This is a genomic window from Prevotella communis (genome assembly GCF_022024175.1).
In the GTDB taxonomy this organism is placed as follows: domain Bacteria; phylum Bacteroidota; class Bacteroidia; order Bacteroidales; family Bacteroidaceae; genus Prevotella; species Prevotella communis.
In genome coordinates this window covers 985,166-998,857 of record NZ_CP091794.1, presented here as the reverse complement: position 1 = coordinate 998,857, position 13,692 = coordinate 985,166, and the positions used below count along the sequence as shown (strand labels likewise).

Sequence of the window (13,692 nt, the reverse complement as noted above, 5' to 3'; positions counted from 1 at the left end):
TGAATGATTTAGAAGCATTAGATACTGCGAAATCAATCGATTTTAGCCTTACTTATACGATTGTTTTTTACGCTTCCCTTGGCTTTCTCAGGATTATTACATAACTTTGTACCCCCAATATAACCCAAACCTAAAAAGAGAAAATGAAACGACTTTTTTTATTTGCAATGGTGCTGTGTGGTACCATGACAACAACAGCACAAGACAAGCAGTTGTTTGACGATAACTGGCAGTTCACTCGTAACGGCAAGACCACCAATGTAAACCTGCCTCACGACTGGGACATCTACGAAGGTCCAAACTCCGGCAAGGGAGCCACAGGCACCGGCGGTGGTTGGTTTGAAGGCGGTAAGGGCGAGTATCGCAAGACATTCAAGACCCCCAATGCCGATATTACCAAGCTCCATTTCGAAGGTGTCTATCAGAAAGCCGAAGTCTTCGTTAACGGACAGAAGGCCGGACAGCATGGCTATGGCTACACGCCGTTCACTATTGACGTAACGAATTATCTCAATAAGGATAAGAAACAACCAAACGAAGTCATCGTCAAGGTCAACAACAGCGAGCAGCCCAACTGTCGCTGGTACTCAGGCTCTGGCATCTACCGCCACGTGTGGCTGGAGACGATGCCTGCATTGCATATTGCTGAGAATGGCGTTGTTGTCAAGACACCCGTGGTAAGCGAGAAAGAAGCAGAGGTTTCAATTCCCGTCAATGTGAACAATGCATCCCAGGCAGACCGTCAACTTGACGCTATTGAGGTAACGTTCAACGAAGGAAGCTTCAAAATGGCCCCACAAACGAGCCACATTCTGAAACAGTATTTCGAACATGGATACACGATGCATAAGGCATCAAGCCTCACCGTAGATTTTCACTTTACGATTGCCAACCCTCATCTTTGGTCGCCCGAAGATCCTCATTTATATGAAGCCATCGTCAAATTAAAGTCTGAGGGACGTATCATTGGCGAGCAGCGTGTGAAGTTCGGCATCCGCTCCTTCTCCTTCGATGCCGAGAAAGGTTTCGTGCTCAACGGCAAGAAGGTGCTTATCAACGGTGCCTGCGTACACCATGACGACGGTGTGCTGGGTGCTATGGCGTTCGACGCTGCAGAAGTTCGCAAGGTGAAGCAGATGAAGGAAGCTGGTTTCAACCTGATTCGCACCTCACACAATCCTACGACCCGTGCTTTCCTTGATGCCTGCGACTCCATCGGAATGCTGGTTATCGACGAGGCTTTTGATGGCTGGCGCACGCAAAAGAATCCCTACGACTACTCTACACTTATCGACTCCTGCTATCAGGAGGATATCCATGCCATGGTGAAGCGCGACCTGAATCACCCTAGCGTCATCTCATGGAGCATCGGCAACGAGGTTATTGAACGTAAGGACATCCGCGTGGTCTATACCGCCAGACAGATGAAGAAAGCTATACAGGAAATAGACAACACGCGTCCTGTTACTGAGGCCCTCTGTGCCTGGGATCGCGATTGGGAAATCTACGACCCGCATGCGGAAGTGCTCGATGTGGTAGGCTATAACTACATGATTTTCAAACACGCCAGCGACCATAAGCGCGACCCAAAACGCGTTATCTGGCAGACTGAGAGCTATCCGCGCGATGCCTTCAGGAACTGGGAGGTTGCGAATGACTTCCCCTATGTTGTAGGCGATATCGTATGGACAGGTCTCGACTACCTTGGCGAAAGCGGCATCGGTCGCAACTATTATAAAGGCGAGCGCGAGGGCGAGTCGTGGATTAAGGGCGGACAGCCCGAATGGCACGGTGCCCCCTGTGGCGATGTCGACATCACCGGTTGGCGCAAGCCCATCAGCCATTACCGCGAGATGCTGTGGAACAAAGACACGCCACTCTATATGGCCGTCAAAGAACCCAATGGCTATCATGGCGAGATCAAAACGACGATGTGGAGCGTATGGCCGACATGGGAGTCATGGACATGGACTGATTGGGAAGGCAAACCCGTTGAAGTAGAGGTCTATACAAAGGATCCAGAGGTAAAACTCTATCTGAACGACCAGCTTGTCGGCACAAAGAAAGTGAGCCGCGAAACCGAGTTCAAGGCCGTCTTTACCGTCAACTATGAGCCTGGTGTATTGAAGGCAGTATCAACCAGTTCAACCAGTCTGCTTCAGACTGCCGGCGAACCCGCAAAACTAAGATTAACTCCCGACAAAAAGATCATGACTGCCGACGGCCAAGACCTCACCTTTGTCACCATCGAGGTAGTCGACAAGGACGGTCGTGTCTGTCCCGATGCTGTCATTCCCTGCGAAGCCTTTGTCAAGGGACAAGGTACATTATTGTCGTTTGCCTCTGCCGACCTCAAGGATACCGAGCCCTACACCACGCCTCGTGTAAAGACATGGAAGGGACGCGCCCTACTCGTGGTACGCAGCACACATAAGAAAGGTAATACACAGATCAGCATCAAGAGCAGTCTGCCTACGGCCAGTCTGACCATAAAAACGAAATAAACGATGAAAAGAGTCCTCGTGGTACTGGTAGCTTTGTTAGCCCTGCAGACACAGGCCCAAACACACGATTGGGAGAATCCCGCCGTGCTGGGCATCAACAAACTGCCTTATCATGCCACGCTTCAATTGCCATCCAAGCAGAAAGAATGCAAGGAGATTATCTCACTCGACGGACAATGGCTCTTCCACTGGAGCCGTAAGCCCGAGGAGCGTCCTGCAGATTTCTACAAAGAGGATTATGACGTGAGTCAATGGGGCAAGATTACCGTTCCCGGCAACTGGCAATTACAGGGCTATGGCACGCCTATCTATGTAAACATGAACTATCCCTTTGCCAAAGACCGTCCCAGCGTAACTAGTGAGCCACCCAAGGACTGGACCGCTTACGAGAATCGCAACCCTGTGGGATCGTATGTTACGTTTGTCGACGTGACGAAGGATATGCTCTCAAAAAACCTGATTCTCCATTTCGGAGGCGTACACTCAGCCATGTACCTATGGGTGAATGGCCAGAAGGTGGGGTATAGTCAGAATTCCATGTCGCCTGCCGAATTCGATGTCACAAAGTACATGCGGGCAGGCAAAAACAAGATTGCCGTTGAAGTCTATCGCTGGAGCGACGGTTCCTATTTGGAATGTCAGGACATGTGGCGTCTGAGTGGCATCTTCCGCAGCGTTCAACTGTGGGTACGTCCTTTGGTACACATTGCCGACTACAAGATAGAGGCTATTCCCAATGCCGACTACTCGCAGTTCACAGTTAATGCTAAGATTACTGTATGCAATACTGGCAAGAAAACAGCAAAGGATCTGCTGGTTCAGTTGCAGATGGCTTGTCCCGAACTGTATGGCGTCAACGTCGATCCTAACCATAGGAACATAGCCAACCATTGCATATCAAAATTGCATGCTGGCGATACCACTGTCGTAGAACTCACGTATCACTATGACACCCCGCCTCGTCTTTGGACTGCCGAGAAGCCTTGGCTCTATCCCTTCACCCTGCAACTGCTTGGCATGAAGGACAGTAAGAATAATGAAGAATTTGCCTATCATTTCGGTGTAAAGAAGATCGAAATCGTTGGCGAGGTCTTCAAGATTAATGGTAAAAACGTGAAGTTGCGTGGTGTGAACCGTCACGACCATCATCCAAAGACAGGTCGCTATGTCGATAATGCCACCTACGAGACAGATATCCGCTTGATGAAGCAGGCCAACGTCAACTTCTTGCGCACCTCTCACTACCCAGACCGTGAATACCTATATGAACTCTGCGACAAATGGGGTATCTACGTGATGGACGAGGCCAACCACGAGACCCACGGCTACGGCTATGCCAACAAAGTGATGGGCGAAGACCTTTCATTCCAGAAAGCCCATGTGGACAGAGCCGAGTCATTGGTGAAGCGCGACTTCAACCACCCCTGCGTCATTCTGTGGAGTCTTGGCAACGAGGGTGCTCAAGGGCCAAATATCGAAGCCATGTATCACAAGGTGAAGCAGCTCGACACAACCCGTCCGGCCTTCTACGACAGCGACCGTCGTTATTCTGATATCTGGGACGACAGTTATCTCTATCCCGACGAACTGAAGAAGAATGCCCAGACAGTAAACGACAAACCTTTCATGATGCGCGAATATGCTCATGCTATGGGTAACTCCTGTGGTAATCTGCAGGAGTACTGGGATGTGATATACAGCGACTCCTCCATTTGCGGCGCCGCCATCTGGGACTGGGTGGACCAGGGAATAGAAAAAGATGGAACATACCTATACGGTGGTGACTTTGGCGACAAGCCCAACGACGGGCAGTTCTGCCTCAATGGCCTGCTGGCCCCTGATCGTACGCCCCACCCCCACTACTATGAAGTACAGAAGGTGTATCAGCCCTTGCAGTTTCTCCGCGAACCAGATGGCACCATCCGCATCGTCAACCGAGACAGTTTTACCACTGTTGACGAGTATGATATCACCTACGACACCCTGCGCTATGATAGCGAAGTGGTACTCAATGTTTCCGCCCACCAGAAAGAGGATAAGCCCTGGGCCAAGAAAGGGTTTACAATTGCTCGAGAGCAGTTCGTTCTACAGACGTGGAACTGGAAAAACAAGGCGGAAGTCGCAACGCCCCTCCACCACAAGGAGAAGCAAGAGACTAAGTCATTCACAATCAGCGGAAACGCCCTCGCCTCTTGGATCGTCGATGGCCACGAGGTACTACAGGCTCCGCTGGAGCCCTATTTCTGGAAACCAGAAAATGACAACCAGAGCGCAGCCGGTTTTGCCCGTCGTACAGCCATCTGGAAGGAAGTAAAAGATGTCAAGGTGAACTACACCATCATCAACGAGCACAGCATTCTTGTTGAGGTGGACTATCAACCTGCAGCACAGGACCGCCCCGTGATGCCAAAATTCGGCATGAGGATGCGTCTGCCAGCCAACTACACCGCGATTACATATTATGGCCGCGGTCCCTGGGAGAACTATCCAGACCGTAAGCGTTCTGCCTTCCTCGGCAAGTACCAGATGCCCCTATCGGCATACGAGACTGATTATCTCCATCCACAGGACAACGGCAACCGATGCGACATCCGCTGGTTTGAGATTTCATCCGCTCCTGCGGCAGTTGGGTCTCCTGCGGCGAGAACCCTGCGTATCGAGGGCTGTCAGCCCCTCTGCATCCGAGCATGGGACTATGGTGAGGAAGATCTTGAAGGTGTTCATCATCCCAGTGATATCCAGCACGGTCGTTTCGTCAATCTCAATATCGATGCCAATATTCACGGCGTAGGTGGAACAGACACATGGGGCAAGCGCACCCTTCCCCAGTACACCATTGACGGCAACCAGCCCCATCATTACAGTTTTATCCTATCATTTCAATAAGAAAACAAGGACACCTTACGCATTTGACAAAATTCCGCATAACCATGAAACGTTTCCCTTGTTGGAAACGTTTCTTTATTTATACCTTTGCACCCAGATTAATTCGACTCAAGACTAAACCAACCATTAATATTTTTTAGTTGGTAAGTTAGTATAATAGTAATTTATGGTTTGAAAGTGTGGCACGTAGTGATTACGTGCCATATTTCGTTTATTTGAAAAGGATTTGAAACAAAAAAAAAGACAACATTGAGATTTTTATTGTAATTTTGCCACCAAAATAACTAAAAGCGTAAACAACATGACCAAATTCATCAACATGAAAGGGTTGCTACTCACAGGCATTACCACCCTTGCACCCCTGTCCATATGGGCTCAAAATCCCATTATCCACGACCGTTACACCCCCGACCCTGCGCCCTACGTGCATGGTGACACCCTCTATCTTTTCGTGGATCATGACGAGAAAGTGACGGAAAACAACTATTTCACAATGAAAGACTGGCTGCTCTACAGTACCGTGGATATGGTCAACTGGACCTATCGCGGCACGCCCATCACCTCGAAAACCTTTTCTTCATGGGCCAAGCAGGACAACGACTGTTGGGCCAGCCAATGCATAGAGCGCAACGGCAAGTGGTATTGGTACTGTACGGCCACCATCAAGGGCCAATCCTATCCAGGCATCGGCGTGGCCGTGGCCGATAATCCTGCCGGTCCATATAAAGACCCCATCAAGAAACCTATCGTAAAGGGTTGGTTCAAGATTGACCCGTCTGTCTTTATCGATGACAACGGGCAGGCTTACCTGTATTACGGCAACAACATGCTGTGGTATGTCAAGCTCAACAAGAACATGACGTCATTCACAGGCAATGAGGTCGAGGTCAAGACGAAGGACGAGACAGCTTTTGGCCCGTATAAGGGCTATAACGACGACGGCACGCCCAAGACCAACTTTGAGGAGGCTTCATGGATCTACAAGCGCAACGGCAAGTACTACCTGGAGTATGCCGCCGGTGGCGTTCCTGAGCATTGGGCCTACTCCACAGCCGACAAGGCTACGGGTCCCTGGACCTACCAGGGCAAGATACTGGGTCAGGCCGACAACAGTTTTACGATTCATGGCGGCAGCGTGGAGTTCAAGGGACATCACTATATGTTCTATCACAACGGCAAACTGAGCGGAGGCGGTGGCTTTAAGCGCTCTACCTGCGTGGAAGAATTCACCCCCAACGAGGACGGCACCATCCCCAGCATCAAGTTCACCACCACTGGCGTCCAACCTATCCAGACGTTGAACCCTTTTGAACTGCAGGAGGCCGAGACCATCAACAAGTGTTCTGGCTTATTGTGCCTGGGCGACCATAACGGTTGCTATGCCTCCAACATCACCAAGAGCAGCTATATCAAAGTGCGCAACGTGGACTTTGGCGAGGCTGGAGCCAAATCATTCAAGGCCGTGGTGCGTACCACAGGCGATGCTGTTATCCTGATACGTGTCAAGACAGCAAGCAGTACTGCGAAAGGAAAAGTCAACATCCCGTCAACCGACGGCGAGTGGCAGGAAGTGACAGTAGACCTCACCACCCCCATCACCGGCGTACAGGACCTGTTCTTCACCTTCGCAGGCACCACCGCAACGAGTTTTGATTTCGACAAGTGGCAGTTTTTTGAGCAGCCAACCAGCATCCAGCCTCAAACCACCAAACGCCCACCACAGGCCACCTACGACCTGCAAGGACGCAGAACAAGCAATCACATCAACCATGCCATCAAGATTATCGATGGTAAGAAAATCATCAAATAACCTGTCACAACAATGAAAAGAATCACCCTCACCCTTCTGACGTTTCTGGGTTTCTGCAGTCAGATAGCAGCCCAGGACACCGACAACACCAACCGTCTGTGGGACAACAAGCCCGCAAAGATATGGCTCGAGGCCCTGCCTATTGGTAATGGCCGTATAGGCGGTATGATATACGGCGGACCGCGCGTCGATGAGATCCAGCTCAACGAAGACTCTTTCTGGAGCGGAGGTCCCCATAATAATAACAGCAGTACAGCCGCATCCAACTTGGCCACGGTGCGCAACTATATCTTCAACGGACAGGAGAAGAAGGCTGAGGACCTGATTAACCAGCAGTTCATCAAAGGTCCGCACGGCCAGAAATACCTGCACCTGGGCAGTCTGAGGATGACCCACAACAATATCACTGACGCTGAGGTGACCAACTACCGTCGTGAGCTCGACCTGCAGAAGGCACTCTCTACCGTCTCTTTCGAGCATCATGGGCACCACTACCGTCGTACCGCCTTTGCCACGATGCCCGACAGCATCATCGTTGTCCGTCTGGAGGCCGACACACTTTCCAGTTTCACCCTGCGCCACATCATTTCCGACTTCACCAGAAGTGCGTCGAAAAGTGACGACGGATGGCTTTCCATCATCACGGGTGTAGACCACGAAGGCGTAGCCTATAAACTCAAGGGCTACCTGCGCTATCGTGTGGAGAGCGATGGCGAGGTGACCTATGGCACGTCAAGTGCCGTCACGGTGAAGGACTATACCTGGGCAACCATCTACATATCGGCTGCCACCAATTATCTCAAGTATAACAATACATCTGGCAAGGGGTCTGCCAAGGCGCTGTCGTATCTGAACTCAGCCCTGAAGCACAACTACGACGAACTGCTGAGCCGCCATGTGGAGGCTTACCAGAAGCAATACGACCGTGTGCGCCTCTGGCTGCCATCATCACAGGCCAACAGCCAGCTCACCACCGAGAAACGTCTGGACAAGTTTTACGGAAGTACCGACTGGGGCATGGTGGCCCTGCTCTTCAACTATGGCCGCTACCTGCTCATCTCGTCCAGTCAGCCTGGCAGTCAGCCTGCCAACCTGCAGGGCTTGTGGAATAACCTGAAGGATGCCCCCTGGGACTCAAAATACACCATCAATATCAACGCCGAGATGAACTACTGGCCCTCGGAGGTGTGCAACCTCACAGAGACCAACAAGCCGTTCTTCTCCATGATACGCGACCTGAGCGAAACGGGTGCGAAGACTGCAAAGAATATGTACCGGTGTGGCGGATGGGTAGCCCATCACAACACGGACATCTGGCGTATTGCCGGACCTGTCGACGGTGCTTTCTGGGGTATGTATCCCAATGGCGGCGCCTGGTTGGCCACCCACCTCTGGCAGCACTACCTCTATACAGGCGACGTAGAGTTCCTGCGCGAGTGGTACCCCGTCATCAAGGGCACGGCCGACTTCTACATGGACTACATGCAACCTATTCCTGAGAACTGTGTCTTTGCGAAGAATATCACGGCAGAGGATAAGTACAACTGGCTCGTTGTGGTGCCGTCGGTAAGTCCCGAACAGGGTCCTGCCGGCAAGTCCACACCCGTTACCGCCGGCTGCACCATGGACAACCAGATTGTGTTTGATGCCCTGACAAACACGTTGAAAGCTGCAGAGATACTGGGCGAGGACGAAGAATACATCGCAAAACTCAAGACCCAGATCTCAAAGATTCCTCCCATGCAGATTGGCAGCAGGAAACAGTTACAGGAGTGGCTCATCGATGCCGATGACAGCGAGATGCAGCACCGTCATATCTCCCACCTCTACGGCCTGTTCCCCTCCAACCAGATATCACCATTCAACCATAACGAACTCTATGCTGCTGCCAAACAGACCCTGACAGACCGTGGTGATGCTGCCACAGGCTGGAGTCTGGGATGGAAGATCTGTTTCTGGGCACGTATGCTCGACGGCACCCATGCCCTCACCATCCTGAAGAATATGCTCCGTCTGCTGCCATCCGATGATGTCACCAGCCAGTATCCCAACGGCCGTACCTACCCCAACCTCTTTGATGCGCACCCGCCCTTCCAGATCGACGGCAACTTCGGTGCCACGGCAGGTATCGCAGAGATGCTGTTGCAGAGTCATGATGGCGCCATCCACCTGTTGCCCGCCCTGCCAAGCGCATGGAAAGAAGGTAGCATCAGCGGACTGAAAGCCAGAGGTGCCTTCGAGGTAGACATGGAGTGGAAAGAAGGCAAGCTCACCGCTGCCGTACTGCGTTCTGCCATTGGCGGCACGGCCCGTCTGCGCTCCTACGTAGAGCTGGAGGGCGAAGGACTGACTCCTGCTGAGGGCGACTGTCCCAACCCGCTCTATGCCCCTGCTGACATCAAGGAGCCCCTGCTGGCCAAATCGCTAAGCGAAAAGCCCTCGCTGACAGTCAAGAAAGTTTACGAATACGATCTCCAGACCGTACCAGGCGGCAAATACCGCATCTACGAAAAAAATTATAAGTCAACCGGCATCCACAACGCCCACAACGCCCATCAGCCCCATAAGACCCATAACATATTAGGTCAGCGGCTCTCTGCTCCCCAGAAGGGCCTCAACATCATCAACGGCAAGAAAATTATCAAGCACTAAATAAAAACTATGAAGAAATTATTTATCATTTTCGCAACCGTATGCTGCACCGTGATGACACAAGCTGCCAAGGTTGACAAGAATGTCAACATCACCGTCAATGGTGAGACACGTAAGTACCAGCTCTACGTTCCCAACAACGCCACAGACAACTGTCCGCTGGTGGTGTCACTCCATGGCGCCAGCGGCCATAGCACCGACAGAAGTCCGTTTGGCACCGGCGTTGCCGACCAGGCAGGCTGCATCGTGGTCTATCCTCAGGGCAAGGACATCTATTTCCCTGTATTCGGAGGAACGGTTACGGGTTGGGATGCCTCTGGCGAGTTCAACGATGATGCCAAGTTCCTCATGGCTGTTATCGAGGATGTGGCCAAGACCTACACCATTGACCGCAAGCGCATCTACTGCTGTGGCTTCTCCAATGGCGGTATGATGACCTACGCCATGACCAATGCCTGCAGCGATGTCTTTGCAGCCTTTGCTTCTATCAGTGGATTCCAGCTCAACGAGTTCCACTTCCGTCATGCCGGATGGCGCCCCGTGCCTTTCCTGCATATCCACGGCAAGAACGATGACTTTGTGAAATACTCACTCATGCCTACGATTGTGGACGAGATGGTGGCTCGCCTTGGTGCCAACCCCGTACCTCAGAAGACCAACGTTTCCGGCAAATACGACAAGAGTGTCTACGAGGCTGGCGAAGGCAGTTTCCCTTATGTATACTACGAGGTTGACGGTATGGGACACAACGATTATACCGCAAACACAGAGGACGGCAATTCTGCAAAGACCATGTGGAACTTCTTCAAGCAGTACACCCTCGACACGCCTTGCGACACCACCCTGAAATGGCGCCCGCGTATCGAGACCGAGGGATTCGAGCCCAAGAAACATGGCATATCACTCTACAACAGTACCTACGTGCTGTACTTCGGCCAGACACCCGATACCAGCACCAAGCAGAACGTGTATCGCACCCTTCAGTTCAATAACGGCAACTACAAACTGCATTTCAAGGCCGAGGGTGATGCCGACAAGACCATCGCCGTAAAACTGCAGAAGCTGACAGGCGCAAAGAACACCATTATCGACGAGACTGTGGCCATCAACGGCGATATCAACCTCCTCTTCAAGGTAGAGGACGGATGGGGCGAATACCGTCTGACCATTACCCGCAAGGATGCTTCCGTCAACGTCACCCTTTCTGACCTGAGCATCCATACAGCCAGCGAAGAAGAGTTGTCGGCCATTCAGGCACCAGCCGTTTCAAGAAATGCCGGTGATGCTGTCTATGCCCTCTCAGGCATGAAGGTCACGGGCGACACCCATCCTGGAAATATCTATATCAGAAACAACAAGAAGTTCCTTGTTAAATAACTCTCATAACTAACAACTACATAAAAATGAAAAAGCTATTATCTTTAGCCGTTATGGCTATCGGCCTGGCAGAAGCCCAGGCGCAGGACGTGAAGATTGAATTCATCACGCCCAGTATCGTACACGTGGTAAAGGGTCAGCCCACCAAGACGCTGGTGGTGACAGCAAAGCCTCAGGACGTGGCTCTCACAAAAAAAGGCAACACCACCTCCAGTAAGGAACTCACCGTGAAGCAGGATGCCAAAGGCAACCTCACCTTCCTCACAGCCAAGGGAAAGGTGCTGCTCAAGGAGAAGGAGTGTGACGTGCTTGAGGCACGTCAGACCTTCACCCTCGACAAAGACGAGGCTATCTATGGACTGGGCACCATCCAGAACGGCAAGATGAACCGCCGCGGCGAGAAGAAACGCATGGAGCAGTCCAACCTTGAAGACTTCCAGAATGTGCTCCAAAGCATCAAGGGCTACGGCATCTACTGGGAGAACTACTCTCCCACCCTCTTTGAAGACAATGCCGAGGGTATGACCTTCGATGCCGAGGTAGGCAACGGCGTGGACTATTATTTCATGTATGGCAAGAATGCCGACGGCGTCATTGCCCAGATGCGCTATCTCAGCGGCGACGTACCGATGTTCCCTCTGTGGACCTACGGCTTCTGGCAGTCCAAAGAGCGCTATAAGAGTGCCGCCGAGACCGAAGGCATCGTTGACCAGTATCGCGCCTTGAACGTGCCTCTCGACGGCATCATACAAGACTGGCAGTACTGGGGCTCCAACTATCTGTGGAATGCAATGGATTTCCTTGCAGAAGATTTCTCCAACGGCAAACAGATGATACAGAACGTGCATCGCAAGCATGCACATTTCATGATTAGCATCTGGGCCAGCTTCGGTCCCATGACCCAGCAGTATCGCGAGCTCAACGAGAAAGGTCTGCTCATGCCTTTCGAGACCTGGCCCCAGAGCGGCATCTCTCACATCTGGCCTCCCGTCATGAAGTATCCCTCGGGCGTAAAGGTCTATGACGCCTTCCATCCCGAAGCCCGCGCCATCTACTGGAAATACCTGAAGACCCTCTACGACTATGGTACCGATGCCTGGTGGATGGACTCTACCGACCCCGACTTCTTCAATCCGCGTGAGAGCGACTATGCCCATAAGGTCTATGGTGGCACCTGGCGCTCACAGCGCAACGCCTTCCCCCTAGAGACCGTCCGCGGCATCTATCAGGCACAGCGCAAGGACTATGGCCAGAAGCGTGTCTTCATCATGACACGTTCCAGTTATGCCGGTCAGCAGCACTACGGCTCAAATATGTGGAGCGGCGATGTCAACTCCTCCTGGGACATGCTGCGCAAGCAGGTGCCTGCCGGACTGAGCTATTCTCTGACGGGCAATCCCAATTTCAATACTGACATCGGTGGATTCTTCTGTGGCTCCTACAACACAAAAGGCAGCGGTTCTGCACCACGCAACCCACAGTTCCAGGAACTCTACGTGCGCTGGATGCAGTACGGACTGTTCTGCCCCGTGTTCCGCAGTCACGGAGCCGATGCTCCTCGCGAAATATGGCAGTTCGGTAAGAAGGGCGAGCCCGTTTATGACGCCATCGAGAAGCAGATTCGCCTGCGCTATCGCCTGATACCTTATTTATATAGCACCGCTTGGCAGGTAACCAGCAATAACGACAGCTATATGCGTCCCCTGTTCAGCGATTTTGCTGCCGACAAGAAGGTATGGAACATCACCGACGAGTTCCTCTTTGGCCGTAGCATCCTGGCTGCCCCCATCGTGAAGGCACAGTATACGGAGGAGAAGATTATCCGCACCGATGCCATGACCGGCTGGAATCGCCAGAATGCGACCGATGGTTCTGCTGCCGGAGCCATCGACTTCACCGCCACCAAAACCACCACGAAGTACCTGCCAAAGGGTGCTGCCTGGTATGACTTCTGGACTAACAAGCAGTACAAGGGCGGTCAGGACGTGACCCTCGAGACCACACTCGACCGCGTGCCTATGTTCGTACGTGCCGGCAGCATCCTGCCCCTCGGTCCTGAGATGCAGTATGTTGGCGAGAAGGCATGGGACAACCTCGAGATGCGCGTCTATCCCGGCGCCAACGGCCGCTTCACACTCTATGAGGACGAGGGCGACAACTACAACTACGAGAAGGGGCAGTATGCCACCATCACCTTCCAGTGGAACGATAAGGCCCGCACCCTCACCATCGGCGCACGCAAGGGCAGTTATCCCGGCATGCTCACCAAGCGCCAGTTCACCATTGTCACCCCCGACGGCAAGCAGCAGTCAGTCAACTATGACGGACATCAGACGCAGGTCCGCATAGCCAAGTAATAAAACGCAAAACTCCGTATATAAAAGAGGGTGTGTCAAAAAAAGGCATATCCTCTTCTTTTTCCAACTTTCAGACATTAGGCATCCCATGCAATATTCATACATA

The 13,692-nt window shown here is 52.2% G+C and carries 6 protein-coding genes; all 6 read left to right on the top strand.

The features are described from left to right. Positions 1–143 precede the first annotated feature (143 nt). The 6 genes from L6466_RS03890 (at position 144) to L6466_RS03865 (ending at position 13,586) form a co-directional block, all read left to right on the top strand. Positions 144–2,504: a glycoside hydrolase family 2 TIM barrel-domain containing protein gene (locus tag L6466_RS03890; RefSeq protein ID WP_237802018.1), complete on the top strand. Its 2,361-nt coding sequence runs from the start codon at positions 144–146 to the stop codon at positions 2,502–2,504. 3 nt (positions 2,505–2,507) lie between these two features. Then, positions 2,508–5,390, top strand: coding sequence for a glycoside hydrolase family 2 TIM barrel-domain containing protein (locus L6466_RS03885; protein ID WP_237802019.1), 2,883 nt, complete (start codon positions 2,508–2,510; stop codon positions 5,388–5,390). A gap of 301 nt (positions 5,391–5,691) precedes the next feature. Then, positions 5,692–7,200 carry a glycoside hydrolase family 43 protein gene (locus tag L6466_RS03880; protein ID WP_237802020.1) on the top strand — a complete coding sequence of 503 codons (1,509 nt, stop codon included), beginning with the start codon at positions 5,692–5,694 and terminating at the stop codon, positions 7,198–7,200. Positions 7,201–7,212: 12 nt separating this feature from the next. Then, entirely contained in the window at positions 7,213–9,852 is a 2,640-nt protein-coding gene (locus L6466_RS03875) for a glycosyl hydrolase family 95 catalytic domain-containing protein (RefSeq protein ID WP_237802021.1), read from the top strand. Between the two features lie 9 nt (positions 9,853–9,861). Continuing rightward, positions 9,862–11,229, top strand: a complete 1,368-nt coding sequence (locus tag L6466_RS03870; protein WP_237802022.1) for a CE1 family esterase — start codon at positions 9,862–9,864, stop codon at positions 11,227–11,229. Positions 11,230–11,255: 26 nt separating this feature from the next. Next, positions 11,256–13,586, top strand: coding sequence for a glycoside hydrolase family 31 protein (locus L6466_RS03865; protein WP_237802023.1), 2,331 nt, complete (start codon positions 11,256–11,258; stop codon positions 13,584–13,586). Positions 13,587–13,692: the final 106 nt, after the last annotated feature.

What these genes read in the sequence shown, in the direction of transcription:
- L6466_RS03890 (WP_237802018.1), top strand. Translation starts at nt 144, where the DNA reads ATGAAACGACTTTTTTTATTTGCAATGGTGCTGTGTGGTACCATGACA.
- L6466_RS03885 (WP_237802019.1), top strand. Translation starts at nt 2,508, where the DNA reads ATGAAAAGAGTCCTCGTGGTACTGGTAGCTTTGTTAGCCCTGCAGACA.
- L6466_RS03880 (WP_237802020.1), top strand. Translation starts at nt 5,692, where the DNA reads ATGACCAAATTCATCAACATGAAAGGGTTGCTACTCACAGGCATTACC.
- L6466_RS03875 (WP_237802021.1), top strand. Translation starts at nt 7,213, where the DNA reads ATGAAAAGAATCACCCTCACCCTTCTGACGTTTCTGGGTTTCTGCAGT.
- L6466_RS03870 (WP_237802022.1), top strand. Translation starts at nt 9,862, where the DNA reads ATGAAGAAATTATTTATCATTTTCGCAACCGTATGCTGCACCGTGATG.
- L6466_RS03865 (WP_237802023.1), top strand. Translation starts at nt 11,256, where the DNA reads ATGAAAAAGCTATTATCTTTAGCCGTTATGGCTATCGGCCTGGCAGAA.